Annotated in this window: 21 protein-coding genes and 2 pseudogenes; 17 read left to right on the top strand and 6 right to left on the bottom strand. The window is 58.4% G+C overall.

The window, feature by feature from the left end; translation table 11 throughout:
- Positions 1-6: 6 nt before the first annotated feature.
- The 4 genes and pseudogenes from uvrC to ACTWLJ_RS20625 form a co-directional block, all read right to left on the bottom strand.
- Positions 7-1,830 carry an excinuclease ABC subunit UvrC gene (gene uvrC, locus ACTWLJ_RS20640; RefSeq protein WP_445178236.1) on the bottom strand — a complete coding sequence of 608 codons (1,824 nt, stop codon included), beginning with the start codon at positions 1,828-1,830 and terminating at the stop codon, positions 7-9.
- 2 nt (positions 1,831-1,832) lie between these two features.
- Positions 1,833-2,474 carry a response regulator transcription factor GacA gene (gene gacA, locus ACTWLJ_RS20635; protein ID WP_016984198.1) on the bottom strand — a complete coding sequence of 214 codons (642 nt, stop codon included), beginning with the start codon at positions 2,472-2,474 and terminating at the stop codon, positions 1,833-1,835.
- Between the two features lie 127 nt (positions 2,475-2,601).
- Positions 2,602-2,895, bottom strand: a complete 294-nt coding sequence (locus ACTWLJ_RS20630) for a GNAT family N-acetyltransferase (protein ID WP_445181390.1) — start codon at positions 2,893-2,895, stop codon at positions 2,602-2,604.
- Between the two features lie 156 nt (positions 2,896-3,051).
- Positions 3,052-3,807 (bottom strand): annotated as a pseudogene (locus ACTWLJ_RS20625) (carbon-nitrogen hydrolase family protein); the annotation flags it as partial.
- Positions 3,808-4,425: 618 nt separating this feature from the next.
- Here ACTWLJ_RS20625 and ACTWLJ_RS20620 point away from each other — a divergent pair.
- Entirely contained in the window at positions 4,426-5,496 is a 1,071-nt protein-coding gene (locus ACTWLJ_RS20620; protein ID WP_445178235.1) for a 3-deoxy-7-phosphoheptulonate synthase, read from the top strand.
- Between the two features lie 68 nt (positions 5,497-5,564).
- Here ACTWLJ_RS20620 and ACTWLJ_RS20615 read toward each other — a convergent pair whose 3' ends face one another.
- Positions 5,565-6,743: a hypothetical protein gene (locus ACTWLJ_RS20615; protein WP_445178234.1), complete on the bottom strand. Its 1,179-nt coding sequence runs from the start codon at positions 6,741-6,743 to the stop codon at positions 5,565-5,567.
- A gap of 338 nt (positions 6,744-7,081) precedes the next feature.
- On the opposite strand from ACTWLJ_RS20615, the gene ACTWLJ_RS20610 reads away from it, so the two are divergent.
- The 11 genes and pseudogenes from ACTWLJ_RS20610 to ACTWLJ_RS20560 form a co-directional block, all read left to right on the top strand.
- The gene (locus tag ACTWLJ_RS20610) at positions 7,082-7,951 is read left to right on the top strand and encodes a lipase family alpha/beta hydrolase (RefSeq protein WP_445178233.1); all 870 of its coding nucleotides are present in this window, start codon (positions 7,082-7,084) and stop codon (positions 7,949-7,951) included.
- 98 nt (positions 7,952-8,049) lie between these two features.
- Positions 8,050-8,331 (top strand): peptidylprolyl isomerase, encoded by a 282-nt coding sequence (locus tag ACTWLJ_RS20605; RefSeq protein ID WP_007912303.1) that lies wholly within the window; start codon positions 8,050-8,052, stop codon positions 8,329-8,331.
- 135 nt (positions 8,332-8,466) lie between these two features.
- Positions 8,467-10,335 carry an extracellular solute-binding protein gene (locus tag ACTWLJ_RS20600; protein ID WP_445178232.1) on the top strand — a complete coding sequence of 623 codons (1,869 nt, stop codon included), beginning with the start codon at positions 8,467-8,469 and terminating at the stop codon, positions 10,333-10,335.
- Complete coding sequence (locus ACTWLJ_RS20595; RefSeq protein WP_445178231.1) at positions 10,335-11,396, top strand: microcin C ABC transporter permease YejB; 1,062 nt, start codon at positions 10,335-10,337, stop codon at positions 11,394-11,396. Before ACTWLJ_RS20600 ends, ACTWLJ_RS20595 begins: the two co-directional genes overlap by 1 nt.
- Complete coding sequence (locus ACTWLJ_RS20590; protein WP_445178230.1) at positions 11,396-12,418, top strand: ABC transporter permease; 1,023 nt, start codon at positions 11,396-11,398, stop codon at positions 12,416-12,418. Before ACTWLJ_RS20595 ends, ACTWLJ_RS20590 begins: the two co-directional genes overlap by 1 nt.
- A gap of 27 nt (positions 12,419-12,445) precedes the next feature.
- A complete protein-coding gene (locus ACTWLJ_RS20585; RefSeq protein ID WP_445178229.1) occupies positions 12,446-14,020 on the top strand; it encodes an ABC transporter ATP-binding protein in 1,575 nt (524 codons plus the stop codon).
- Between the two features lie 152 nt (positions 14,021-14,172).
- Complete coding sequence (locus ACTWLJ_RS20580) at positions 14,173-15,588, top strand: sigma-54 interaction domain-containing protein (RefSeq protein WP_445178228.1); 1,416 nt, start codon at positions 14,173-14,175, stop codon at positions 15,586-15,588.
- Positions 15,589-15,872: 284 nt separating this feature from the next.
- Positions 15,873-17,264: a GntP family permease gene (locus ACTWLJ_RS20575; RefSeq protein ID WP_445178227.1), complete on the top strand. Its 1,392-nt coding sequence runs from the start codon at positions 15,873-15,875 to the stop codon at positions 17,262-17,264.
- 7 nt (positions 17,265-17,271) lie between these two features.
- On the top strand, positions 17,272-18,045 hold the full coding sequence (gene hbdH, locus ACTWLJ_RS20570; protein WP_445178226.1) for a 3-hydroxybutyrate dehydrogenase: 774 nt from the start codon (positions 17,272-17,274) through the stop codon (positions 18,043-18,045).
- Positions 18,046-18,198: 153 nt separating this feature from the next.
- Positions 18,199-20,154, top strand: coding sequence for an acetoacetate--CoA ligase (locus tag ACTWLJ_RS20565; RefSeq protein ID WP_445178225.1), 1,956 nt, complete (start codon positions 18,199-18,201; stop codon positions 20,152-20,154).
- 80 nt (positions 20,155-20,234) lie between these two features.
- Positions 20,235-20,342: pseudogene (locus ACTWLJ_RS20560) on the top strand (hypothetical protein); the annotation flags it as partial.
- 112 nt (positions 20,343-20,454) lie between these two features.
- Here ACTWLJ_RS20560 and ACTWLJ_RS20555 read toward each other — a convergent pair.
- Positions 20,455-21,567 carry a PilT/PilU family type 4a pilus ATPase gene (locus ACTWLJ_RS20555; protein ID WP_445178224.1) on the bottom strand — a complete coding sequence of 371 codons (1,113 nt, stop codon included), beginning with the start codon at positions 21,565-21,567 and terminating at the stop codon, positions 20,455-20,457.
- A 132-nt stretch (positions 21,568-21,699) separates the two neighbouring features.
- Here ACTWLJ_RS20555 and ACTWLJ_RS20550 point away from each other — a divergent pair, with 132 nt between their 5' ends.
- The 5 genes from ACTWLJ_RS20550 (at position 21,700) to ACTWLJ_RS20530 (ending at position 26,544) form a co-directional block, all read left to right on the top strand.
- Positions 21,700-24,237, top strand: a complete 2,538-nt coding sequence (locus ACTWLJ_RS20550; protein WP_445178223.1) for a PAS domain S-box protein — start codon at positions 21,700-21,702, stop codon at positions 24,235-24,237.
- Between the two features lie 52 nt (positions 24,238-24,289).
- Positions 24,290-24,565, top strand: a complete 276-nt coding sequence (locus ACTWLJ_RS20545; RefSeq protein ID WP_007912322.1) for a peptidylprolyl isomerase — start codon at positions 24,290-24,292, stop codon at positions 24,563-24,565.
- Positions 24,566-24,662: 97 nt separating this feature from the next.
- On the top strand, positions 24,663-25,226 hold the full coding sequence (gene pnuC / locus ACTWLJ_RS20540) for a nicotinamide riboside transporter PnuC (protein ID WP_445178222.1): 564 nt from the start codon (positions 24,663-24,665) through the stop codon (positions 25,224-25,226).
- Positions 25,223-25,747, top strand: coding sequence for an AAA family ATPase (locus tag ACTWLJ_RS20535; protein WP_445178221.1), 525 nt, complete (start codon positions 25,223-25,225; stop codon positions 25,745-25,747). Before pnuC ends, ACTWLJ_RS20535 begins: the two co-directional genes overlap by 4 nt.
- Positions 25,748-26,094: 347 nt before the next feature.
- Positions 26,095-26,544 (top strand): hypothetical protein, encoded by a 450-nt coding sequence (locus tag ACTWLJ_RS20530; protein ID WP_445178220.1) that lies wholly within the window; start codon positions 26,095-26,097, stop codon positions 26,542-26,544.
- Position 26,545 lies beyond the last annotated feature (1 nt).

Below are 26,545 nucleotides of genomic sequence, written 5' to 3'. Positions count from 1 at the left end.
GGCATTCTACTCGCTATGCAGGTTCGCATAAATCGACTCAGCGAGCTTTTTACTGATCCCCGGTGCTTTGGCGATCTCTTCGATGCTTGCACGAGACAGCTCCTGCAATCCACCAAAATGTTTCAACAAATCGCGACGCCGGGTTGGCCCTACGCCTGCAATCCCTTCAAGCGTCGATGTGCGGCGGGTTTTGCCACGTCGCGCACGGTGTCCGGTGATCGCAAAACGGTGAGCTTCGTCACGAATCTGCTGGATCAAATGCAATGCTGGCGAATCCCCACGCAGGGTGAACTCGTGTGCAGCATCATTAAGATACAAAGTTTCAAAGCCGGCCTTGCGCGTCGCGCCCTTAGCGACACCGAGCAGGATCAGGTCCGGTACCGCCAATTCGTTGAGCACGTCACGGGCCATCGACAACTGCCCCTTGCCACCGTCCACCAGAAGAATATCTGGCAGCTTACCCTCGCCGTCCTTCAATTTACTGAAGCGACGAGTCAAAGCCTGGTGCATGGCGGCGTAGTCATCGCCCGCCGTGACACCTTCGATGTTGTAGCGACGATAATCGGATTTGATTGCCCCTTCCGGGCCGAACACGACGCACGACGCGACAGTCGCCTCGCCACTGGAGTGACTGATGTCATAGCACTCGAGGCGCTGCGGTGGCTCGTCCAGGTTCAGCACCTCTGCCAGCGCTTCAAAACGCGCAGCGGTGTGCTGACGGTTGGCGAGACGCGCACCCAATGCCTGTTCGGCATTGGTGACGGCCAACTGCTGCCATCGTGCACGAGTGCCCCGCACCCGGTGGCTGATGGTCAACTCGCGACCACGCAGCTCGTGAATGGCATCGATCAATGCGGCAGCGTCTTCGGGCACCACGTTGACGATCAGTTCGCTTGGCAGGTCGCGTTCCGGACTGCTGATGAAATACTGACCGAGAAACGCCGCCATGACCTCGGCAACTTCCTCTTCAATACCGACCTGCGGGAAGAAGTTTTTGCTGCCCAGCACTCGCCCGCCACGCACACTGATCAAGTGGACGCAGGCACCGCCCGGGTTGACGAACGCCGCGATGACATCGATATCCCCCGTCCCGCCTTCCATGCTCTGCTGATCCTGGACTCGGCGCAGCAGCGCGATCTGGTCACGCAGTTCAGCGGCACGCTCAAATTCAAGATTGACCGCAGCTTCCTCCATCGCACTGGAGAGTTCGTTGGTCAGGGCATGACTACGCCCTTCCAGGAACATCACCGAATGGCGCACGTCCTCGGCGTAGACCTCAGGCTCGACGAATCCGACACAAGGCGCCTTGCAACGCTTGATCTGATATTGAAGACAGGGCCGGGTGCGATTCTTGTAGTAGCTGTCTTCGCATTGGCGAACGAAAAAGGTCTTTTGCAGCAGACTGAGGCTTTCACGTATCGCTCCGGCACTTGGATACGGGCCGAAATACTTGCCTTTGGCTTTCTTGGCGCCGCGATGAATGCTCAGCCTTGGGAATTGGCCATCAGAAAGAAATACATAGGGGTAGGATTTATCGTCGCGCAACAGAATGTTGTACGGCGGCCGCCACTCCTTGATCAAAGTCTGCTCAAGCAGCAGCGCTTCCGTTTCGTTGGCAGTAATGGTCGTCTCGACCTGTGCGATACGCCCCACCAGCGCTGCGGTTTTAGGCGCCAGTCCGGTCTTGCGGAAATAACTGGCCAGACGCTTCTTGAGGTTCTTGGCCTTACCGACGTAAAGCAGACGCGCATCGCTGTCGAACATGCGATAAACGCCCGGGCGCCCACTGACAGTGGAAAGAAAGGCGCCGGAATCGAATGTTTCAGTCATGGTCAGAGGCTGGCATCGACCATGCCATGGCGAACCGCCAAAAGCGTCAACTCGACATCACTGCTGATCGAAAGCTTCTCGAAAATCCGATAGCGGTAGGTGTTGACCGTTTTCGGCGACAGGCAGAGCTTGTCAGAAATAATCTGCACTTTCTGACAACCGACGATCATCAACGCGATCTGGATTTCGCGTTCGGACAAGGCGTCAAACGGCGAATCATTGCTCGGCTGGAACGACTTGATCGCCAGTTGCTGGGCAATCTGCGGGCTGATGTAACGCTGCCCTGCAAATACAAGCCTGATGGCCTGAACCATCTCCGGCAAACCTGCACCCTTGGTCAAATAGCCAGCGGCACCAGCCTGCAACAGACGTGTAGGAAATGGATCTTCTTCGCACACCGTTACAGCAACGACTTTGATGTCCGGATGACTGCGCAATAGCTTGCGAGTGGCTTCAAGGCCACCGATGCCAGGCATCTTGACGTCCATCAGCACTACGTCCGGCTTCAATTCCCGGGCCTTGATCAGGGATTCTTCCCCGGACTCGGCCTGACCAACCACCTGCAAGCCATCGATATCGGCCAACATCCGTGTAATGCCCGTGCGAACGAGATCATGGTCATCGACCACTAGCACCCTAATCAAGCAGACACCTCGCGAAATGGTCTTATTGGGATGCCGGACACCTTAGCAAAAAGAGTCGGACAGACCTAGCGGCAAGCAACATATAAAAAGTTTCAATTCATCATGCAGGGCTTGTAGGCCGTGCGTTTCAGAGCACACCTGTACTGAAATCCCGCTGCATTCTCAGAAAAAATTCGTCCTTTCCCACTACATTCAGGCCTTTGCGCTCATACAGAGCACAGGCGGGATTATTTTCGAACACGGTGAGCCGCAATGCCGGACGCCCTTCCTTCCGGGCGATTGCAACAACCTGATCGATCGCCCAGGAACCTGCCCCCATGCGCTGGAATGACTCATCTATTTGCAATTCACGGATGTACAGCGCTCGCGCATCGCGACTCAGACTGAAAAAACCCACTTGCGCGCCATCTTGCACAATCATTGCGTTTTCGCGTCCGGCCCAACCCACATCGAACGCTTCGTCCTGCCATAGCAGGTCGTTCTTAATATAGTAGGGCAACATGTTCCTGCAGGTCAGATCGCGGGCAAAGGCCAAGTCATCAGCCATTGCAGGGCGCAACTGAAACTGTTTCATACTGGCAGGCAATACCTCGACGACTCGACCTTGCCACACCCCGTCATCGCGCTGAGCAATGACCAACCGATCACCGGGGCCTGACGCGGCGGCGATTAGCGCTCCGTCAGGCGCCCATATTGCGCTGCGCCCCGCAGAAACCCAGCCACCCGTGGTTCCACCATGATTGGCCAGCAGCACCGCCATCGAATGCTCACGCGCATATCCCTGCAGCAAGCCAGTGTCCGTTGCGTAACCGTTCTCGCTGATCAGGACGCCTGCTGCGTATAGATTCGCGCCTGATTGCGCAGCAGTAGCGGCATGGCTGGCGTGAGTGAAATCGGCACAAACGGCCAGCGCCACGGTGTCATCGCCAATGTTCAGCATCGACCCGCCATGGCCTTGGGTAAATACAAGCTCTTCGCCCGCATGCAGATGCTGCTTGCTATAGATGCCTAACGTGCCATCCGGGTGCAAGACCAATGCACCAATCAATACTGCCGGGGTGTCCTTGAGACGGATCGGCATACCAACGACGGCCGTGATACCGAGTTCTCGAACAAGATCCCTTAACGGCTGCAAAACCGCGTCTTCTGGATCAATCGCCAGATTCGCCGCCGTTTCGCCTTCATAACCGGTCAGTGACAGTTCAGGAAATACCAACAACTCGACGCCCTGCTCCGCCGCCACTTGGATAAAAAGCAAATGATGTTTGATATTGGTGGCTAGATCGCCTGCGACGGAAATCGATTGAGCGGCAGCGATTGTCAGCGATGACATGGTTCTTCCTTGGGAAATCGGGCAAAACGCAGATTGAGGCACATCGTAGATGAACTCAAGCAATAGCCAACTCCCCGCACAATCGATAGCATTTTGTGATTGCTGACGCGTACCCGCCTCTAGTAAGCTCGGCGCATTCATTGGAGAAACAGCATGTTCAACGCCCTTTCACAGCTTCTTACCGCCAGCGCCCCGCGCTCGGTTGCGGCTGCCCGGGCAAATGAACTCAGCGTTCCAGTAAACTTTTATTTTGGGTATTGGTTTAGCCACTGGCGCGCCTGATACCCAAACGGCGCCCATACAAACGGGTCGCCTACCAGAGAATTCTCAACCCCCGGTCGGCCTCCCGACCGGGGGTTTTGTTTTTTCTGGCCCCAACCTTTTTAGCAGTACACCAGACACTTTGAGGATTCACGACATGAACTACGCCACTTATTACCGTTACGACTTTTTTACCGCTTGGCGATTTACCAGCCTCCGCTCGGGACAGCCTGCCGCCTCCGATCGGTCACCTACAGGTGGCAAGCAAACACACGTAGCCAATACGGCCAATTGTCGAACACCCCACTAGGGCCGAGTGAGCGGGAAGCACCCGCCACCAGCCCAGGAAGCCCGAATATGAACTCGTCCATCTCTGCTTTGCCGCTGTCCATCCTGAATTCTGCCAACGAAGCGCTGACCCAGCGTCTGCCCAGCTCGTTGCAACTCAAGCAACAATTGCCCCTGAGCAATGCCCTCACCCAGCAAATCACCGCCCACCGCCAAGCGGTCCGCGCGATTTTGAACGGTGAAGACCAACGCCTGTTGGTTATCGTCGGCCCTTGCTCGATTCACGACCCACAATCCGCTATCGAATACGCCGAAAAGCTCACCCGACTGGCCCATGATGTCAGCGACGAAATGCTGCTGGTGATGCGTGCCTACGTCGAAAAACCCCGTACCACCGTCGGCTGGAAAGGCCTGGCCTACGACCCGCATCTGGACGGCAGCGATGACATGGCCGCTGGCCTGACGCTGTCCCGTGAATTGATGCTTGAAATGACCCGTCTCGGCCTACCCGTCGCGACTGAATTGCTGCAACCGATGGCAGCCGGTTACTTCGACGATTTGCTCAGTTGGGTTGCCATTGGCGCACGTACCACCGAATCACAGATCCACCGGGAAATGGCCAGCGGTTTGAGCATGCCCGTCGGCTTCAAAAACGGTACCGACGGTGGTGTAACGGTTGCGGTAGACGCCATGCGCTCCGCCGCACATCCGCACCGGCACTTCGGCGTCGACAGCCAGGGCCATCCGGCGATCATCCAGACGCCAGGCAACCCTGATACTCACTTGGTACTGCGCGGTGGCCATCAAGGGCCGAACTACGATCGCAACAGCGTTGCCCAAATACGCACTGACCTGGCCCGTGTGAAGATTCCGAGCCGGATCATGGTTGATTGCAGCCATGCCAACAGTGGCAAGGACCCAATGCGTCAGCCTGCGGTATTCAATGATGTACTTGAGCAGCGCCTGCAAGGTGATCGCTCGTTGATCGGCATGATGCTCGAATCCCACCTGTTCGAGGGCTGCCAAGCGCTCAGCCCAACGCTGCGTTACGGCGTGTCGGTGACTGACGGATGCTTGGGGTTCAGCGATACCGAGCATTTGCTGCTGAACGCTGCTGCTCGTCTCCGGTTGCAACGCTGAGCTTGATTACGAAACAGCCTTTCCGGGCCCGGAAAGGCTGAATCACTTGTTCGCCCGTCTATTCAAACCTACGCCCGCACACGTATCCGCGTTTCGCCGGAGGCTTGGCTGACATCGTCCAGCCGCTCCACCGTGTAAGAAACCTTCACTATCGTTTCCCGGTGTTCTCGCCAGAATCGGTGAGGCACGATAAATACCAGGGGCTGCCCGGCGTTTTCCCGGGTGATATCCCGATCATCGCGATGATTGAAATACTCGCCGTCGCATCTTAGATAAACCAGTTCACCCTCCACCGCATGAGCATTGCCAATTACCACTGTGACGCCGTCCACCGAGTCCGCCGCTTCCAGCTCGCCGTCTGGCGCTTCCAGCACCACTGGATCAGCAAGCTCGCCGCGAACCAGCGGTGCCAACAACATCCGCGTTGAAGCCGAGTACCTTGCTTTGCCATCGATCGATTCCACCCGATAGCTGACCTCGATCTTTTCCCCGGCATGTTCAGCAATGCAATCTCCGGTAATCCAGAAAGAAAATGCCTGGCCAACAACAAAAGGCTCGACGACCAATACATCACTGAAGGCTAACTGCCCCGATGCGCTTTTCCATGTCAGTACGACTCGATCAGCCGGGGCCATTCGGGCATAGGGTTGCAGGGTTAAACTGGTGCCTTCAGGCACGCGCTCCGGATCAAGCGTCTCGCCCAGCGCCTCGTCGACAATCGGCGCGAGCAGATAAGACTCTGGATCACCTACATCCAATTGCAGTCGACTGGATTCCAGCGGCTCGAGCAACGCAACGCTGTGGAGAGTCCAGTAAATTTCTACCGAACCCCGCTCCAGCACCGCGATCTGAGCTGCCTTTATAACGAACACAATTTCTTCGCCTACCCGCCCCTCACTGATATGCCGGGCAGTCTCATATTCATGAGTCATCCCTTCGTCATCAATGCCGCGCCAACTCAAGACCAGTTTGTCACCGCACGCCATGTTCGGATAAGGCGCAACTTTGACAAACGCTTTACTCAGATTGGGATCAAGCATGCCGCCCTCAAGCACTTCGGTCATTGGAGCAGGCAACTGCAAGACGCTCGGTGTGACCGCAAGTCGAGTGGCCCGATAGCTGAACTCAAGGTTCCCACTTTCCATCTTGAAACTCAGGTTAGCGTTCTCACCAACCTCGCTGAGTACATTGATCCCATCCGCTGCCAGCTTCACAGAAGAGTCGCTATTAGCTTCGTGCATTGTCATTCGTGCCTCCATTCCTTGGATAAACACCGCCCATTGAAGGCGGCGTCGAACGACATCCATTGAACACCACCCTTCAGGCAAGCGCTGTCAGCTCAATGCCTTGCATGCGACGGGCAAACGCACCGGAGCACGTAGGCCTCCGCCAATGAATACGCCACAACAGCGTTAAAGATTGCTGAATATTCCGACAGTCCCCTCAAACACCGCCGAAAAATCGTACGTAATTTAGTCCAATTTCCCCTCGATATCAGGGCATCTTCAGACATCGTCTGCCTATCGGGGTGTTTTACAGTGGCACACCGAAATCACCGATGAAGTTCTGCAAAAGAGGTAGAAACATGCAACGGAATGCAACAACCCGCCACCCGATCCTGTTGGTCCATGGCCTGTTCGGATTTGACCGAATCGGCCGTTTCGAACTCTTCCATGATGTCAAGCAAGCGCTCAGGGATGCAGGCGCGCAGGTGTTTGTCCCGCAGCTGTCCGCCACCCATGACAATGAAGTCCGCGGACAACAGTTATTGACTCAAATCCAACGGGTACTGCAAGGGACAGGTGCTACACGGGTCAACCTGATCGGGCACAGCCAAGGCGCTTTGGCTTCTCGTTATGCAGCCGCACTTGCGCCAGACCAGGTCGCTTCGGTGACCTCGGTCAGTGGCCCCAACCACGGTTCGGAACTGGCGGACTCATTGCGCAAAGCACTGATTCCAGGACGTCTCGCGGAGCATGTCGCACAAGATCTCGCTACACACTTTGCGCATTTTCTGTCCCTGCTCAGTGGCCAGTCGGCTCTGCCACAAAGTGCTGTCGCGGCGCTCAATGCCCTTACGACCGAAGGTGTAGGCCTGTTTAACCGGAAATACCCTCAAGGCCTGCCGTCTGTCTGGGGCGGACAAGGGGCCGAGCAGGTGAATGGTGTTCACTACTATTCATGGAGTGGCACGCTGCAAGATGATTTGATTGCGAGCCTCGATCCGGTGCAGAACTTGTGCCGCGCACTTTCTGGCCACTTTGTCGCAGACCAAGGGCAGAACGACGGCTTTGTCGGCCGCTTCAGTTCGCATCTGGGCAACGTGATCCGTTCCGACTATCCACTCAATCACCTCGACAGCCTGCGACGCACAAATGGCTTTCGCCAACTGAGCCCCGACCCGATCGACCTCTATACTGAACACGCCACGCGCTTGCAGGCAGCAGGCCTGTAAACCGACACCCAGCATATCTATTGGAACTTTGCCGGGAAATCGCCCACTGAATCCGGTAGGCTCCACATTTTTACTGAAATAGATCGGAGATTTTCCCCATGGCTAAAGCCACTGCCCGCCACATCCTGGTTTCCAGCGAAGACAAGTGCAACGAACTCAAGGCCCAGATCGAAGGCGGTGCTGATTTCGCCGAAGTCGCCAAAGCCAACTCGACTTGCCCATCTAGCCGTCAGGGCGGTGATCTGGGTTCGTTCGGTCCTGGCCAGATGGTCAAGGAATTCGATACCGTGGTTTTCAGCGCGCCGATCAACGTCGTGCAAGGCCCGGTGAAGACCCAGTTCGGTTATCACCTGCTTGAAGTCACCAGCCGCCAGGACTGATCCCTCGTCCGGTTTGCTGTGCAACGGCCCGCCTTTTGGTGGGCCGTTGTGTTTCGGTTACATGATACGGCTGGCGACTGGCGCGCCGCTGGCGTACAACTTGCGCTTATCGATCACCCGGCTTTAAGGCTGACAATGCGACTGGTTTTCCCCACATTGATGTTCACTGCCGTGGCCCTGCTGCTGAGTGCCGCTGGTGTGAACGCCGCACCGCAACATGCGTTGACTGTCTATGGCGAACCGGCCAAATACCCGGCCGGATTCAGTCACTTCGACTACACCAATCCGCAAGCGCCCAAGGGCGGCACCATGCGCCGCTCGGCGGTTGAAATCGGTCACTTCGATCACATCCTGCCGTACATCGACAAAGGCATCGGCGTGTCGCAGATCGACGGCATGCTGTACTCGCCTCTGGCTCAGCGCTCGATGGACGAGCCCTATACCGTCTACGGGCTGGTGGCCAGGCAGATGGAGCGCTCGGCCGACGGCTTGTCCCTGCGTTTTTTCATCGATCCCAAGGCTCGCTTCGCTGACGGCAAACCGATCACCGCCGAAGACGTGCGCTACACCTACGACCTTTTGATGACTCAGGGCAGCCTGCGTTATCGCACCCAGTTCGCCGACGTCAAAGGCGTTGAAGTGGAAGCGCCGCTGACCGTGCGTTTCGACTTCAAAAGCAACGAGAACCGCACCTTGCCGCTGGACATCGCCACCCTGCCGGTATTTCCCGAACATTGGTGGAAGACCCGCGATTTCGCCGGCGGTGGCGGCTATGAACCGCCGCTCGGCAGTGGCCCTTACCGGGTTGGCAAGGTCGACTCCGGGCGCAGCATCACCTTCGAACGTAATCCCGACTGGTGGGGCAAGGATTTGCCTGTCAGTCGCGGCCTGTACAACTTCGACCATTTCAGCATCGAGTACTTCGGCGATACCGACGTCGCCCGGCAGGTGCTGCGCGGCGGTGCCTACGATTACAACCGTGAGTTCTCGGCCACCGGCTATTCCATCGGTTACGACAGCCCGGCGCTGAGCGACGGCCGCTTGCAGAAAGCTCACTTGGCGACCGAGGCGCCACAATCGGCCCAAGGTTTTGTGTTCAACACGCAAAAGCCATTGTTCCAGGATCGCCGCGTACGCCAGGCGCTAGCCATGCTCTGGGATTTCGAGTGGACCAACCGGCAGATGATGCGCAACATGTACATCCGCCAGCAGAGCTACTTTTCCAACTCCGAACTTGCTGCCCGGGAACTGCCCGACGCGGCTGAGCTGAGCATCCTTGAACCGCTGCGCGGACAGGTACCCGAGGAAGTTTTCAACAAAGTCTTCGAAGCGCCGAAAACCGATGGCTCTGGGCTGATCCGCGACAAGCAATTGCAGGCGCTGGAGCTACTCGAGCAGGCTGGCTGGAAACCCGATGGCGACCAATTGGTCAACGCCCAGGGTGAGCCATTGAGCTTCACCTTTCTGGTCAGCCAAAATGGTCTCGACCGCATGCTGCTGCCGTACAAACGCTCGTTGAAGCAGATCGGCATCGACCTCAACATTCGTCGCATCGACTCCTCGCAATACGTCAATCGCCTGATGAGCCGGGATTACGACATGATCGTCACCGGCTATCCGGTCACCACGTCACCGGGCGGTGAGCTGCTCAACTACTTCGGCTCGGTTTCAGCCAACGATCCCGGCGCCAACAACTACATGGTGCTAAAGAATCCAGCGGTCGATACCTTGATCAACGGCCTGATCCGCGCCTCGACCCAGAGCGACATGCTGCACTACGCCCATGCGCTGGATCGGGTGCTGCAATGGAATTACTACTGGATTCCCAACTATTACCCGCCGGGCACCTCGACCGTCTGGTGGAATCGTTTCGGCATGCCGGCGACTCAGGCCAGTAATGACGAAGCCATCGAGAGCTGGTGGGAAATCAGCAGTACTCCGCTGACCAACCAGCAGATGACCGCCGAAAAAATCGGCCGTGGCAGACCCGGAGGGCCTCACTGATGTGGGCTTATATACTGCGGCGCCTGCTGCTGATCATCCCGACGCTGGTGATCATTTTGCTGGTCAACTTCGTGATCATCCAGGCCGCACCCGGTGGCCCGGTCGAACAGGCCATCGCCCATTTGCAAGGGATTGGCGGCGCCAGTGTCGGCGGCAGTTCCAGCGAGACCATGAGCAGCACTTCCCGCGCCAGCCGCGGCCTCGATCCGCAACTGATCAAGGACATCGAAAAACAATACGGCTTCGACAAACCGGCCCACGAACGCTTGTGGCTGATGCTGAAGAACTACGCGCAGCTGGATTTCGGCAAAAGCTTCTTTCGCGGTGCTACGGTCACCGACCTGATCCTCGAAAAAATGCCGGTGACCATCTCCCTCGGCCTGTGGGCGACGTTGATCACCTATCTGGTGTCGATCCCGTTGGGCATCCGCAAAGCCGTGCGCCACGGTAGCCATTTCGACATCTGGAGCAGCACGGCGATCATCATCGGCTATGCGATGCCGGCGTTTCTGTTTGCGATGTTCCTGATCGTGGTATTTGCCGGCGGCACGTCGCTGAACTGGTTCCCGGTGCGCGGACTGGTTTCGGATAACTTTGAATCACTATCAACCCTCGGCAAGATCGCCGACTACTTCTGGCATCTGGTGCTCCCGGTAACTGCGTTGGTGATCGGCGGTTTCGCGACCCTGACAATTTTGACCAAGAACTCGTTCCTCAACGAAATCACCCGCCAGTACGTGGTGACTGCCCGAGCGAAAGGTTTGAGCGAGCGCCGCGTGCTCTACGGACACGTATTCCGCAACGCGATGCTTTTAGTGGTTTCCGGAATTCCTCAGGCGTTCATCAGTGTGTTCTTCGCTGGTTCACTGTTGATCGAAGTGATTTTCTCCCTCGACGGCCTTGGACGCATGAGCTACGAAGCTGCGGTCTCGCGTGACTACCCGGTGGTATTCGGCTCGTTGTTCATCTTCACCCTGTTCGGCCTGCTGATAAAACTGATCGGCGACCTGTGCTACACGCTGGTCGATCCGCGTATCGACTTCGCCGCGAGGAACGCCTGATGTTCAAGCTCTCGCCTCTTGGGCGTCGCCGATTCGAGCGATTCAAGAAAAACCGTCGCGGCTGGTGGTCGCTGTGGCTGTTCATCGGCCTGTTTCTGTTGAGCCTCGGCGGCGAAATGATCGCCAACGACAAACCGCTGGTCGTCAGCTATCAGGGCCAATGGTATTTCCCGGTATTCAAGCGCCACACCGAGCAGGAGTTCGGCGGACAGCTGCCGTTCCAGGCCGATTACCGCAGCGACTACGTGCAGAACCTGATCCGCAAGGACGGTGGCTGGATGCTGTTCCCGCCGATCCCGTTCAGCGACGACACGCCGAACTATGACCTCAACCAGCCTGCACCAAGCCCGCCCTCCTCGGTCAATTGGCTGGGCACCGATGATCAGGCGCGCGATGTGTTGGCGCGGGTGATTTTTGGTGCTCGGGTGTCGATTCTGTTTGCCTTGATGCTGACTTTTGTCAGCGCACTGATCGGCATTGCCGCTGGTGCGCTGCAGGGTTATTACGGCGGCTGGGTTGATCTGATCGGGCAGCGATTGCTGGAAGTCTGGTCAGGGTTGCCGGTGCTGTATCTGCTGATCATTCTTTCCGGTTTCGTCGAGCCGAATTTCTGGTGGCTGCTGGGGATCATGGCGCTGTTTTCATGGCTGGCGCTGGTCGATGTGGTGCGCGCCGAGTTTCTGCGCGGGCGCAACCTCGAATACGTCAAAGCCGCCAGAGCGCTGGGCCTGACCGACCGCAAGGTGATTTTCCGGCACATTCTGCCGAACGCCATGAACGCCACCTTGAGCTACCTGCCATTCATTTTGACCGGGGCGATTTCCACGCTGACGGCGCTGGATTTCCTCGGGTTTGGCATGCCGGCGGGCAGCGCCTCCTTGGGCGAACTGATCGGCCAGGGCAAGCAAAACCTGCAAGCGCCGTGGCTCGGACTGACCGCGTTTTTCACCTTGGCGCTGATTCTGTCCTTGCTGGTGTTCATTGGTGAGGCGCTGCGCGATGCCTTTGATCCACGATCCTGATTTTGCAAAAGCGAGCCGGACACTGATATGAGTGAAAACCTGATCGAAATCCGCGACCTCAATGTCGCTTTCCACGGCCAGACCGTGGTGCGCAACCTGTGCCTGGATATTCGCCCCGGCGAGTGTCTGGCGCTGGTTGGCGAGTCGGGTTCCGGCAAATCGGTGACTGCCCATTCAATTCTTCAATTGCTCCCCGAAGGCGATGCGCAAACCACTGGCAGCATTCGTTATCGTGGCCAGGAAATTGTCGGTGCCGACCCCAAGGTCTTGCGCGAACTGCGCGGCAATCGCATCGCGATGATCTTTCAGGAGCCAATGACCTCGCTGAACCCGCTGCACAGCATCGAAAAACAGATCGGTGAAACGCTGCTGGTGCATCGTGGCCTCGGCGGCAAAGCGGCGCAGAAACGCATTCTCGAACTGTTGGAACTGGTGGGTATTCAAAAACCGAAAGAGCGACTCAAGGCCTATCCGCATCAATTGTCCGGCGGCCAGCGGCAAAGGGTGATGATCGCCATGGCCCTGGCTTGCGAGCCGGAGTTGCTGATCGCCGACGAGCCAACTACCGCCCTCGACGTCACTGTGCAGCGCAAGATTCTGCTGCTGCTCAAGTCCCTGCAACAACGACTCGGTATGTCACTGCTGCTGATCAGTCACGACCTGAATCTGGTGCGCAGCATTGCCCAGCGAGTCTGCGTGATGAAGGCCGGGGAAATCGTCGAGCAGGCTGAGTGCGAAACTCTGTTCACCGAACCGAAACACCCTTATAGCTGCGTGCTGCTGAACGCTGAGCCGGAGGGTGAAGCGCTGCCTCGGGACGAGCGCGAGAATGTGTTGGAAGTGGAAGATCTGCGCGTCGATTTCGTTGTCGGCGGCGGACTGTTTCAGCGTAAGCAATACCTGCGCGCCGTGGACGGGATCAGCCTGAATATCCAGCGAGGCAAGACGCTGGGGATCGTCGGCGAATCCGGCTCGGGCAAATCGACGCTGGGTCAGGCGATCCTGCGTTTGCTTGACTCCGAAGGCAGCATTCGCTTTCAGGGCGAAGCGCTCGACGGTCTCGATCAGAAGCAACTGCGACCGTGGCGCCGGCAGATGCAGGTGGTGTTTCAGGACCCGTTTGGCAGTCTCAGTCCGCGAATGTCGGTGGCGCAGATCATCAGCGAAGGTCTGGAGGTGCATTGCCAATCGACTGCCAATGAGTGCGATGACCAGGTAATTCGTGTGCTCAAGGAAGTCGGCCTCGACCCGGAAAGCCGTCATCGTTATCCCCATGAGTTTTCCGGCGGCCAACGCCAGCGCATCGCCATCGCCCGTGCTCTGGTGCTGAAACCGGCGTTGATTCTGCTGGACGAGCCGACTTCGGCGCTTGATCGCACGGTGCAGAAACAGGTGGTTGCCCTGCTCCGCGACCTTCAGGAAAAACACGGTTTGACCTATCTGTTCATCAGTCACGATCTGGCGGTAGTACGTGCACTGGCTCACGACATGATCGTGATCAAGGATGGCAAAGTGGTTGAGCGTGGGGCCAGCCATGATGTGTTTGATTCGCCGCAGCATCCTTACACCAAAGAGCTGTTGGCGGCGGCGCATCCGGGATAGGCATAATCGGCGCTGGACTTTAGACCGAGGCGCGGCCTTCGCGGGCAAGCCCGCTCCCACAGGGTTCTTCGGTGTATACAAGCCTCCTGTGGGAGCGGGCTTGCTCGCGAAGAGGCCCTCAAAAACAACCCAAAATCCGGATCTGCCAGCCCATGAACACCACCGAAAGCCTCAAGGATTACCAACGGGTTCGCACGCTGGCGATCCGTTCGTTGTTCGAGATCATCGAGCAGTCGAGCGAAGGCACGGTGATCGTCGATCGCGATGCAAACATTGTCTGGATGAACGAACGTTACGCACGCCGCTTTGGCCTTGAATCGGCCGCGGGTGCGATTGGCAAACCCTGTGAAAGCGTGATTCCCGGCAGCCTGTTGCGTGAAGTCGTGCGCAGCGGCCGACCGATTCTTCTGGACATGCAGGACACACCGAAAGAGCCGCTGGTAGTGATGCGCCTACCAATCCATGACGATGCCGGCGCCGTGATCGGCGCCATCGGCTTCGCCCTGTTCGACGAATTGCGCAGCCTGTCTCCCATGCTCAAGCGCTACCTGAGCATGCAGGAAGAACTGGCCTCGACCCGCTCACTGCTGCGCGCCCGCCAGACCAAATACAACTTCGCCCACTTCATCGGCACCAGCGCCGCCAGCCTCGAAGTCAAACGCCGCGCCCGACGCAGTGCGAGTGCCGAATCGCCGGTATTGCTGCTCGGCGAAACCGGCACTGGCAAGGAGTTGCTGGCTCAGGCGATCCACGGTGCGTCGCCCCGTGCACACAAGGCTTTCGTCAGTATCAACAGCGCAGCGATTCCCGAAGCGCTGCTGGAAGCGGAGTTCTTCGGCACAGCACCCGGAGCCTTTTCCGGAGCCGACCGCAAGGGCCGCACCGGCAAGCTGCAGATCGCTCAGGGCGGCACGTTGTTTCTCGACGAAATCGGCGACATGCCGCTGCCGTTGCAAAGCAAACTGTTGCGGGTTTTGCAGGAAAAAGAGTTCGAACCGGTGGGTTCCAACGAAGTGATTCAGAGTGATGTGCGAGTGATCGCCGCAACCTCTACCGATCTGGAAGCAGCGATCAAGCGTGGGGAGTTCCGCGCTGATTTGTACTATCGCCTTAACGTGCTGCCGATCAACGTTCCGCCGTTGCGCGAACGTCTGGATGATCTGCCGGCGCTCAGCGAGGCGATCCTGGAAGAATTGCGCAGCCAGCATGAACTCGACCGCGAAGCATTGAGTCTGCTTGCAGAGCATGCCTGGCCGGGGAATATTCGTGAGTTGCGTAACGTGCTGGAGCGAGCGGCGTTGCTCAGTGATGACTTGGTGCTGACGGCCAATGACATCCGCGCAGCGATTGGCACATTCACGCCCGTGGAGCGTGAGTTGATAGCTGCGCTGCAACCGTTACGACGAGAGACGTTCAGCGAGGCACGCGAGCGATTTGATCGGCAGTTGATTCAATCGGCTCTGGCGCAATGCGGGGGCAAGGTCGTTGAGGCGGCTGAACGGTTGGGGCTTGGGCGGTCGACGCTTTATAAGAAGATGGTGGCGTTGGGGATCGTAGAGTCTCAATAAAGAGACTTGAGTCTTCTTTTATAGACGGTATTTTAAAGATCAAAAGATCGCAGCCTTCGGCAAGTCCTACTGGGTTGATACAAGTCCCATGTAGGAGCTGCCGAAGGCTGCGATCTTTTTTGGCGCAAAGAAAATCTCACTATTGAGACATAAATACACTCAGTCAACTGCCGAAAAGCAATAAACCTATACATTTCAATAGGTTATTAAATTGGCACACATCTAGCTATCGCTCATCCCCACCCAGCAACACCCACAAAAATAACAATTCGAAGGAGCACACCATGAGTGTGATCATTGCCTTGGCAGCCCTCGCGCTGCTGATGCTCGCCGCCTACCGTGGCTACAGCGTTATCCTGTTCGCCCCGATTGCCGCCCTCGGCGCTGTCCTGCTCACCGATCCTTCCGCTGTCGCTCCCGCCTTCACCGGGGTGTTCATGGAAAAAATGGTCGGATTCATCAAACTGTACTTTCCGGTATTTCTGCTCGGCGCCGTGTTCGGCAAGCTGATCGAACTGTCCGGGTTCTCGCGCTCGATTGTCGCCGCCGCCATTCGCCTGCTCGGCACTCGCCAGGCAATGCTGGTGATCGTGCTGGTTTGCGCCCTGCTCACCTACGGCGGTGTGTCGCTGTTCGTGGTGGTGTTTGCGGTGTATCCGTTCGCAGCAGAGATGTTCCGCCAGAGCAATATTCCCAAACGCCTGATCCCGGCGACCATCGCCCTAGGCGCGTTTTCGTTCACCATGGATGCCCTGCCCGGCACGCCGCAGATTCAGAACATCATCCCCAGCACATTTTTCAACACCACCGCGTGGGCGGCGCCGTGGCTGGGTTTGATCGGCACTATTTTCGTGTTCTGCGCCGGCATGCTGTTCCTGCAACGTCAGCGCAACAAGGCCCAGCGCGCCGGTGAAGGCTACGGCACCGAGTTGCGCAACGAGCCGGAAACTGCCGCAGACCTCAAACTGCCGAACCCATGGCTGGCCATTTCGCCGCTGTTGGCGGTGGGCATCATGAACCTGTTGTTCACCCACTGGATTCCGCAGTGGTACGGCAAAACCCATAGCCTCTCGCTGCCGGGCATGGCCACCCCGGTGACCACCGAAATCGCCAAACTCACGGCAATCTGGGCGGTACAAGCCGCGCTGCTGGTGGGCATCCTGATGGTGTTGGCCTTCGGCTTTCAGGCGATCCGCAGCAAACTCGCGGAAGGCAGTAAAAGTGCGGTCAGCGGCGCATTGCTGGCGGCCATGAACACTGCATCGGAATACGGTTTTGGTGCGGTGATTGCCTCCCTGCCGGGGTTTCTGGTGTTGGCCGACTGGCTCAAAGGCATTCCGAATCCGTTGGTCAACGAAGCGATTACCGTCACGCTGCTGGCCGGTATCACCGGTTCGGCGTCGGGTGGCATGAGCATCGCGCTGGCGGCGATGTCTGAACAGTTCATCAGCGCTGCCCATGCGGCGAATATTCCGCTGGAAGTCCTGCACCGTGTGGCCGCGATGGCTAGCGGCGGCATGGACACCCTGCCGCACAACGGCGCGGTGATCACACTGCTAGCGGTGACTGGCCTGACGCACCGCGAAGCCTATAAAGACATTTTCTGTATTACGCTGATCAAGACCCTGGCGGTCTTTGTAGTGATCGGCACTTTCTACGCCACTGGCATTGTGTGAGGTATTGATGACGACTCTTTCGGGCAAAACCGCACTGGTTACCGGCTCCACCAGCGGCATCGGTCTGGGCATCGCGCTGTGCCTGGCCAAGGCTGGCGCCAATCTGATTCTCAATGGTTTTGGCGATGCCTCGAAGGTGATCGCTGAGGTCGGCCAGTTCGGTGGCAAGGTCGGGCATCACCCGGCCGACGTCAGTGATCCGGCGCAGATTGCCGACATGATCGCCTACGCCGAACGCGAGTTTGGTGGCGTCGACATTCTGGTCAACAACGCTGGCATCCAGCACGTTGCCGCCGTGGAGGAGTTCCCGGTGGAGCGCTGGGATTCGATCATCGCGATCAATCTGTCGTCGGTGTTTCATAGCACCCGGTTGAGTCTGCCGGGCATGCGCAGCAAGGGCTGGGGGCGGATCATCAACATCGCTTCGGTACACGGCCAGGTCGGTTCGACCGGTAAAGCTGCGTATGTGGCGGCGAAACATGGGGTGATCGGTTTGACCAAAGTGGTCGGTCTGGAAACCGCGACCAGCAACGTCACCTGCAATGCGATCTGCCCGGGTTGGGTGCTGACGCCGTTGGTGCAAAAGCAGATCGATGATCGTGCGGCCAAGGGTGTTGATCCGCAGCAGGCGCAGCATGACTTGCTGGCGGAGAAACAGCCGTCGCTGGAGTTTGTTACGCCGCAGCATCTGGGGGAACTGGTGCTGTTTCTGTGCAGCGAGGCTGGCAGCCAGGTGCGTGGCGCGGCGTGGAATATTGATGGCGGCTGGCTGGCGCAGTAGCAATAACTATTGTGGCGAGGGAGCTTGCTCCCGCTGGGTGGCGAAGCCGCCCTCTGCATTTTCAGGATTACGACTGCTACGCAGCCGAGCGGGAGCAAGCTCCCTCGCCACAAAAATGTCTGTGTGCACCAACAAGAATAAAAGAGGCAACCCATGTCCGAAATCCTTTGGCAGCCCGACGCCAAACGCATCGCCGAGTCCCGCATGGACAGCTTCCGGCGCCTGATCAATCAGCGCCATGGCTTGAACCTGACTACCTATACCGATCTGCACTCCTGGAGCATCGAGCAACGCGAAGCGTTCTGGCAGGCCATCGTCGACTGCTTCGACATTCGTTTTCATACCCAACCCGATGCTGTGCTGCGCGAGGGCAGCCAGATGCCCAGCGCCGAATGGTTTCCCGGCGCAACCCTGAACTTCGCCGAGCATCTACTGCGCCGTCGCGACGATGCCGTAGCAGTCATCGCCGTGGCGGAAAACGGCCAGCGTGAACAATTGACCTGGGCTGAACTGGCAGAACAGGTCGCCGGTTTCCAGGCCAGCCTGCAAGCGGCTGGTGTCGGCCTCGGCGACCGGGTGGCGGCGTGTATGCCGAACACCTGGCAAACCCTTGTGGCCATGTTGGCGACTACCAGTCTTGGGGCGATCTGGTCGTGTTCTTCACCGGACTTCGGCACGCACGGGGTGATCGACCGTTTTGGTCAGATCGAGCCGAAAGTGCTGATCACCTGCGCCGGCTATCGCTATGCGGGCAAAGAAATCGACCAGACCGCCAAGGTCAACGAGATCCTCGAACGACTGCCATCGTTGCAGCAGTTGATCATCGTGCCTTACGCCAAACCGCAGGCCCGCGCCGACGATTATCGGACCGATGCCAACGTCACCTTGTGGGACGATTTTTATCAGTCCGGTGGCGAACCGCACTTTGTACCTGTGCCGTTCAATCATCCGCTGTACGTGCTGTATTCCAGCGGCACCACGGGTGTGCCCAAGTGCATCATTCACAGCACCGGCGGCGTGCTGCTGCAACATGCAAAAGAACATGGCCTGCATGTCGATCTTGGCCCCGGCGACCGTTTGTTCTACTACACCACTTGCGGCTGGATGATGTGGAACTGGCTGGTCTCGGCGCTGGCGGTCGGCAGCGCGGTTGTGCTGTACGACGGTTCGCCGTTCCATCCGGGAAACGAGCGCTTGCTGGAGTTGATCGGCGATGAGCGCATCAGCGTGTTCGGCACCAGCCCGAAATACCTCGCTACTCTGGAAACCAGTGGCATCAAGCCGCGTGAACAGCATGATCTGAGCAGCCTGAAGACCCTACTCTGCACCGGTTCCGCACTGTCGCCGCAGAGTTACGACTTCGTGTACCGCGATTTCAAATCGGACGTGTGCCTGAGTTCGATGTCTGGCGGCACCGACATCGTTTCCTGCTTCGTCAACGGCAATCCGCTGTCGCCGGTACGCCGGGGCGAGAACATGGGCAAGAGCCTGGGTATGGCGGTTGAGGTGTGGAACGACGCGGGCAGTCCGGTGACTGGCGAAAAAGGTGAAATGGTCTGTACGCGTCACTTCCCCGCGATGCCGATTGGCCTATGGAACGATGCCGACGGTGAAAAGCTGCGCAAGTCGTATTTCAGCCTGTTTCCAGGAGTCTGGGCGCAGGGTGATTATGCCGAGCAGATAGCGCATGGCGGGATGGTCATTCATGGCCGTTCGGATGCGGTGCTTAATCCCGGTGGCGTTCGCATCGGTACCGCGGAGATTTACCGTCAGGTCGAGAAAATCCCGCAGGTTTTGGACAGTGTGGCCATCGGACAGCAATGGCAGGACGACGTGCGAGTGGTGCTGTTTGTGCGTTTGCAGGATGGGCTGGTGCTCGACGATGCGCTGCAACAGCAGATTCGTCAGGTGATTCGGGCCAACACAACGCCACGGCATGTGCCGGCCAGAATCCTCGCGGTTACCGATATTCCGCGCACCATCAGCGGCAAGGTAGTGGAGTTGGCCGTGCGCAATGTGGTGCATGGTGAGCCGGTGAAGAATACCGATGCGCTGGCGAATCCCGAGGCGTTAGAGCAGTTTCGCGACCGAACGGAATTAGCTGACTGACCACCCGATTCACTGTGGGAGCTAGCCTGCTGGCTCCCACAGGGGTCAGCTTTAATCCATCAAGCCCCAATCGCCCGATGTTGGCGGTGCGCAATGTGGTCCATGGTGAGCCGGTGAAGAATACCGATGCTCTGGCAAATCCCGAGGCGTTAGAGCAGTTTCGCGACCGAACGGAATTAGCTGACTGACCACCCGATTCACTGTGGGAGCTAGCCTGCTGGCGATAGCGGTGTGTCTGTAAGAGATTATGAAACTGACACACCGCTATCGCCAGCAGGCTGGCTCCCACAGGGGTCAGTTTCAATCCATCAAGCCCCAGTCGCCCGATGTGGGCGGCGTCGGGGCCGGTGCCGTGTCGGCATGCAACTTCAGCCTTAGCCGCAAATTGTTCTGCGAATCGGCATGTTTCAGTGCCTCTTCCTCACTGATCGCCCCCTCCAGCACCAGCCGGTAAAGCGCCTCATCAAAGGTCTGCATGCCCGCCTCGGCGGATTTCTCCATGATGCCCTTGAGCTCACCGAATTCGTTGCGGCGGATCAGATCAGCAATGGTCGGCGACCCCAGCATCACCTCCACCGCCGCTCGCCGCCGCCCATCAATCGTGCGTACCAGCCGCTGTGAAACAAACGCCTTGAGGTGATTGCCCAACGCATGCAGCAACTGCGGACGGCGCTCGTCGGGGAACATGTTGATGATCCGGTCCAGCGCCTGATTGGCGTTGTTCGCGTGCAGCGTCGAGAGCACCAAGTGCCCGGTCTCGGCGAATGCCAGCGCATGATCCATGGTTTCACGGTCGCGGATTTCGCCGATCAGCACCACATCCGGCGACTGGCGCAGGGTGTTCTTCAGCGCGGCGTGGAAGCTGCGGGTGTCGACCCCGACTTCGCGCTGGTTGATGATCGACAGTTGATGGCGATGAATATACTCCACCGGGTCCTCGATGGTGATGATGTGCCCGCTGCTGTGACGGTTGCGATGGTCGATCAATGCCGCCAGTGAAGTGGATTTGCCCGAATCGGTAGCGCCGACAAACAGGATCAGCCCCTGCTTGAGCATCACCGATTCCAGCAAAACGGGCGGCAACTTCAAATCCTCGAAACGCGGAATGTCGAGTTTGACGTTACGAATCACGATCGAAACGTCATTGCGCTGCTTGAAGATGTTGACCCGAAATCGGCCAATGCCGGTGCGCGAAATCGCCAGGTTCATTTCCAGATCCCGGTCGAACTCGCGGTGCTGTTCGGCGTCCATCAGGAATACGGCGATGGCCGCGACCTCCCCGGGTTTGAACGGTCGGTCGCTCAACGGTGTCAACACGCCGTCGAAACGCGCACTGGGCGGCGCCCCGGTGGAGAGGAACAGGTCCGAGCCATGCTGACTGGCCAAACGAATTAACAGTGCGTCGATTTCCATGGCAAAAAGCACCCGCTAAGCTTTCAGTGTTCAGACATGACCCGCCGTCGTGACGCAATCGGCCGTTGAGCGTCTATCGTCCTGCAAGCATAGTAGACGCCGCCTTACCGACAGATGCCCAGGATACAAGTGATGAACGCTGCACCCACCCACGATGACGCCCAGGCATTGATCGCCCGTACCGACTGGAGTCGCAGCCCGCTCGGTGACGCCAGCCTATGGCCGCAGAGCCTGCGCACCGCGGTCGACATCGTTCTCCACTCGCCGATGCCGATGCTGTTGCTCTGGGGGCCGCATCTCACGCAGATTTACAACAACGGCTTTGCGATGCTCGCCGGCAGCAAGCATCCGCACGCTTTCGGACAGCCTGCACACCATATCTGGCCAGAACTTCGGGAATTCACTGACCCGATTTACAGCGCCGTCCTACAAGGCCAGGTGCGCTCCTACAATGAACGGCGCTTTACCTTGCAGCGTGACGGCAAGGAATCCGACTTCTGGCTAGATCTGACCTACAGTCCGATTCGCGACGAAAGTGCGCAGGTGGCCGGGATTCTGGTTACCGCCATTGAAACCAACGAGCGCCGGCGGATTGCCCTGGAACTCCACCAGCGTTCGGAAAACAGCCTCAAGGCCCAGCGTGAAACCGAGGAACGCCTGCAATTGGCGCTGGCCGCCACCGACGCCGTCGGCACCTGGGATTGGGATATCGGTGAAGACCGCTTCATCGCCGACGCGCATTTCGCGCAACTGCACGGCGTTGATCCGGCCCTTTCCGGCAAACTGCCAATCAGCGATTACCTGCAAGGCGTGCACCCTGAAGACCGCGCCCTGATTGCGCGCAGCATCAAGCACTGCATCACCCACGGCACTGAATACGCCGAGGAATACCGTTTGCTGCAACCCGACGGCACGCTGCGCTGGGTGTTTGCCCGGGGCCGCTGCTACAAGGATCACCATGGCCGGCCGGTGCGTTTTCTCGGCGCGGCGCTGGACCTGACCGAGCGCAAGCACACCGAACAGGCATTGCGGCAGAGCCAGACCGAGCTGCAACTGATCATCAACGCCATGCCGATCCTCATCAGCTATGTCGATCAGGAAGAACGCTTTCGCCTGAACAACGCCGCGTACCTCGACTGGTACGGTTTGACTCCGCAGGAGCTGTACGGCCGGACCATTCGCGAGGTGATCGGCGAAGAAGCCTACTTCCTGCGCGCGCCTTACATCGCCGAGGCGCTGGCCGGGCGACCATGCTCGTACAGCCTGTACACGCCGCACCGCGACGGCAGTTCGCGGCATGCACTGATGAACTACCTGCCGCGTCACGGGCCGGATGGCGCGGTGAACGGTTTCTACATTTTCGTGATCGATGAGACCGAACGTAAAAAAACCGAGGAAGCCCTGCGCAACCTCAACGAAACCCTCGAAGAACGGGTCAGCGCCCGGACCGAGCAATTGGCCAAGGCCAACCAGCGTTTGCAGAATGAAATGTTCGAACGCGAGCGCGCCGAGGACGCCTTGCGTCATGCGCAGAAAATGGAAGCGGTCGGCCAGCTCACCGGCGGCATCGCCCATGACTTCAACAACATGCTGACCGGGATCATCGGCAGCCTCGATCTGATGCAGCGTTACATCGCCAATGGCCGCGCCGACGAGATCGGCCGCTTCACCGAGGCAGCGGTGTCATCGGCCAACCGTGCGGCAGCGCTGACCCACCGACTGCTGGCGTTCTCCCGCCGCCAGTCGCTCGACCGCAAGACCCTCGACGTCAACGAGCTGATTCATTCGCTGGAAGACCTGATTCGCCGGACCAAGGGCGATCCAATCGAGCTATCGCTGAACATGGCCGACGACGTCTGGTCGATCAGCACTGACGTCAGCCAATTGGAAAACGCCCTGCTCAATCTGGTAATCAACGCACGCGATGCGATGCCCGAAGGCGGTGAACTGCTGATCGAGACCGCCAATGTCTACCTCGACGGCACCGACATCACCACACTGGAACCGGTGCAGGCCGGGGATTACGTGATGATCGCCGTCAGTGACAATGGCAGCGGCATGACCCCCTCGGTGCGGGCCAAGGCGTTCGATCCGTTTTTCACCACCAAACCGATCGGCCAGGGCACCGGGCTGGGGTTGTCGATGATTTATGGCTTTGCCCAACAGTCTGGCGGTCACGTCAGTCTCGACAGCCTGCCGGGTCAGGGCACTTGCGTGCGGCTGTACCTGCCTCGACTTTATGCGATGCCAGCACAGACTGAACCTGTCGCTGAAGCGTTCGAAACGCCAGCGGCGATTGCCGGGGAAACCGTGGTGGTGGTCGAGGACGATCCGGCAGTCAGAATGCTGGTGCTCGATCTGCTCAAGGAGTTGGGCTATCGCGCTTATGAGGCCGAGGATGCGAAATCTGCGCTGCCAGTCCTTGAATCCAGTGTACGTGTGGATCTGCTGGTGACGGATGTCGGGTTGCCGGGAATGAACGGCCGCCAGCTCGCGGAAATTGCCCGTCAGCACCGACCCGGACTGAAAGTGCTGTTCATGACCGGCTATGCGCAGAACGCCGCCGAGCGACAGGGATTTCTCGAGGAGGGCATGGACATGGTCGCCAAACCGTTTGCCCTGGAACTGTTGGCCAACAAGATTCGCGCGATGATCGGCCAAACGCCCTGACTTGAGGCATAATCCCGCGCCCCGCCGTCACCCCGTTATCAGGTACCGCAAGATGAAAGCCCAAGCCCGCCACATTCTGGTGAAAACCGCCGAAGAGGCCGAACAGCTCAAACAACGCATCGCCAAGGGCGAAGCTTTCGATGTGCTGGCCAAGAAATTTTCCACCTGCCCGTCCGGCAAGCGCGGCGGCGATCTGGGTGAAGTGCGCCCGGGACAGATGGTCGGGGCGATTGATGCGGTGATCTTCAAGAAACCGTTGCGCACGGTGCACGGGCCGATCAAGAGCAAGTTTGGCTATCACCTGGTGCAGGTGTTTTACCGCGATTGAGTAATTGGCTTAACTGCCAGATCGCAGGCAAGCCTGCTCTTACAGTTTTTCCGGGTACAATCCGCGCCCTCTTCTTTTACTCCGCCAAGGAGCCTCAATGTCCGGGCTTGAACTGTTTGCCGCCGCCCTCGGTGTGATCGCCGTCTGGCTGACCGTCAAACAGAATCCGTGGTGCTGGCCGATCGGGCTGGTCATGGTCTTGCTGTACAGCTGGGTCTTCTATGACGTGAAGCTCTACTCGGACATGTTGTTGCAAGTGATCTACGCCGCCCTGCAAGTTTACGGCTGGTGGCAATGGACCCGGGCCGGGACGATGCACGACGGACGCGAAGTCAGTCGCCTCGACCGGCGCTCGATCTTGCTTGGCCTGTCGGCCGGAGCCCTCGGCAGTCTGCTGCTCGGTGCGGCCATGGCGCACTGGACCGACGCCGCACAGCCGTGGCTCGACGCCGCACTGACCGGTTTCAGCCTTGTCGCACAACTGTGGATGGCGCAGAAGCGCCTGCAATGCTGGATGCTCTGGTTCGTACTCGATGTGATTTTCGTCGGCCTGTTCCTTTATAAGGGCCTGTACCTGACCGCCGCCCTATATGCCCTGTTCACCCTGATTGCGGTGCAAGGCTGGCGCGAATGGCGTGCCGACCCGGCGTTGCAGCGATGAAAGTCGTTGTCCTCACCGGCCCGGAATCCACGGGCAAGAGCTGGCTGGCGGCAGGTCTTCAGCAGCAATTCGACGGCCTGCGGGTGGACGAATATGTGCGCTGGTTCATCGAGCAGAATCCTCGTGATACTTGCCTGGCCGACATCCCGGAAATCGCCCGTGGCCAGTTGCAGTGGGAAGACGAAGCGCGGGCGCAACAGCCTGCATTGCTGATTCTCGACACCCATCTGCTGAGCAATATGCTGTGGAGCCAGACCCTGTTCGGCGATTGCCCGAGCTGGCTGGAACCCGAGTTGCTGGCGCGGCATTACGATCTGCACCTTTTATTGTCGCCGGAGCAGATCGACTGGACCGACGACGGCCAGCGCTGCCAGCCACAACTGAGCGAGCGCCTGGGGTTTTATCAGGCAACCCGAGATTGGCTGGAGCAGCACGGCCAGCCACTGCAAATCATTCAGGGCAACTGGGACGAACGGCAGGCGCAAGCCTTTGCTGCAGTTGCTCGCTTATTGGCAGATTAACCACCTGATAAGTCGTATCCAGCCGCTGTTTCAGCGGCAAAGTGTCCATTTCTGAAACACTCGCCTATGCGCAAAGTCCCCGTCTGAACGCCCTTCATCGCTTTGTCATACGACTTGTTAAGGCGATGAAACACTACCGCGCAAACCCCCGTCCCAGAGCTGTGTGCCGTCCCTGGCTCGCGACGGCACTTGAAGCCTGTTTCATTGATGAAACAGGTTTTGTTTCAACTTTGCACCCCTCCTCGTTAACTCGTTGAATTCGTAAAACAATTCAAAAGCGGCACAGCTTTCGCTCTCTCCTTCCCAACGCTGACAAGTGCCAGCCCACTGAAGAAGGAATTGCCGCCGTGGGGAACTTCAATAAAGGCTTGACCTGCCTTCTGCTGATTGGATCAGCAGCCAGCACACTCATTAGTTTCAACGTTCAGGCAGAAGGCAACGGCGTGATTGTGCTCAATCGCGATGTTCAGCCGATTCCTATTGGCCGCAGCGGCGGCAAAGACCCTTACCCGACGACCGTCAACGCCAACCCTTCGGCGCGCATCAATCAAGCGATGACCAGCACCGAACTCAACGACGGTGACTTTGCCAGTGTAGCCAGTGGCGCCAGCATCAGCGGCCTCGTCACGACACCCAGCGCCACCCTGCCCGGCATGAACGTCCTGACCAACCCCAACGGCCTGCCCGGCATGAGTTCCGGCCATGGCGGCGGCGGTGGCGGTACGATTTCCAACACCATCAATCGCTCGCTGAGCACCGGCCTTGCGCCACTGACCCGCATGGCTGGAGGTCAATAAG

Source organism: Pseudomonas sp. McL0111 (genome assembly GCF_052567255.1).
Note: the sequence above shows the minus strand (reverse complement) of the source record. Positions and strands in the feature narration are given on the sequence as shown.

What these genes read in the sequence shown, in the direction of transcription:
- uvrC (WP_445178236.1), bottom strand. Translation starts at nt 1,830, where the DNA reads ATGACTGAAACATTCGATTCCGGCGCCTTTCTTTCCACTGTCAGTGGG.
- ACTWLJ_RS20630 (WP_445181390.1), bottom strand. Translation starts at nt 2,895, where the DNA reads ATGATTGTGCAAGATGGCGCGCAAGTGGGTTTTTTCAGTCTGAGTCGC.
- ACTWLJ_RS20620 (WP_445178235.1), top strand. Translation starts at nt 4,426, where the DNA reads ATGAACTCGTCCATCTCTGCTTTGCCGCTGTCCATCCTGAATTCTGCC.
- ACTWLJ_RS20615 (WP_445178234.1), bottom strand. Translation starts at nt 6,743, where the DNA reads ATGACAATGCACGAAGCTAATAGCGACTCTTCTGTGAAGCTGGCAGCG.
- ACTWLJ_RS20610 (WP_445178233.1), top strand. Translation starts at nt 7,082, where the DNA reads ATGCAACGGAATGCAACAACCCGCCACCCGATCCTGTTGGTCCATGGC.
- ACTWLJ_RS20605 (WP_007912303.1), top strand. Translation starts at nt 8,050, where the DNA reads ATGGCTAAAGCCACTGCCCGCCACATCCTGGTTTCCAGCGAAGACAAG.
- ACTWLJ_RS20600 (WP_445178232.1), top strand. Translation starts at nt 8,467, where the DNA reads ATGCGACTGGTTTTCCCCACATTGATGTTCACTGCCGTGGCCCTGCTG.
- ACTWLJ_RS20595 (WP_445178231.1), top strand. Translation starts at nt 10,335, where the DNA reads ATGTGGGCTTATATACTGCGGCGCCTGCTGCTGATCATCCCGACGCTG.
- ACTWLJ_RS20590 (WP_445178230.1), top strand. Translation starts at nt 11,396, where the DNA reads ATGTTCAAGCTCTCGCCTCTTGGGCGTCGCCGATTCGAGCGATTCAAG.
- ACTWLJ_RS20585 (WP_445178229.1), top strand. Translation starts at nt 12,446, where the DNA reads ATGAGTGAAAACCTGATCGAAATCCGCGACCTCAATGTCGCTTTCCAC.
- ACTWLJ_RS20580 (WP_445178228.1), top strand. Translation starts at nt 14,173, where the DNA reads ATGAACACCACCGAAAGCCTCAAGGATTACCAACGGGTTCGCACGCTG.
- ACTWLJ_RS20575 (WP_445178227.1), top strand. Translation starts at nt 15,873, where the DNA reads ATGAGTGTGATCATTGCCTTGGCAGCCCTCGCGCTGCTGATGCTCGCC.
- hbdH (WP_445178226.1), top strand. Translation starts at nt 17,272, where the DNA reads ATGACGACTCTTTCGGGCAAAACCGCACTGGTTACCGGCTCCACCAGC.
- ACTWLJ_RS20565 (WP_445178225.1), top strand. Translation starts at nt 18,199, where the DNA reads ATGTCCGAAATCCTTTGGCAGCCCGACGCCAAACGCATCGCCGAGTCC.
- ACTWLJ_RS20555 (WP_445178224.1), bottom strand. Translation starts at nt 21,567, where the DNA reads ATGGAAATCGACGCACTGTTAATTCGTTTGGCCAGTCAGCATGGCTCG.
- ACTWLJ_RS20550 (WP_445178223.1), top strand. Translation starts at nt 21,700, where the DNA reads ATGAACGCTGCACCCACCCACGATGACGCCCAGGCATTGATCGCCCGT.
- ACTWLJ_RS20545 (WP_007912322.1), top strand. Translation starts at nt 24,290, where the DNA reads ATGAAAGCCCAAGCCCGCCACATTCTGGTGAAAACCGCCGAAGAGGCC.
- pnuC (WP_445178222.1), top strand. Translation starts at nt 24,663, where the DNA reads ATGTCCGGGCTTGAACTGTTTGCCGCCGCCCTCGGTGTGATCGCCGTC.
- ACTWLJ_RS20535 (WP_445178221.1), top strand. Translation starts at nt 25,223, where the DNA reads ATGAAAGTCGTTGTCCTCACCGGCCCGGAATCCACGGGCAAGAGCTGG.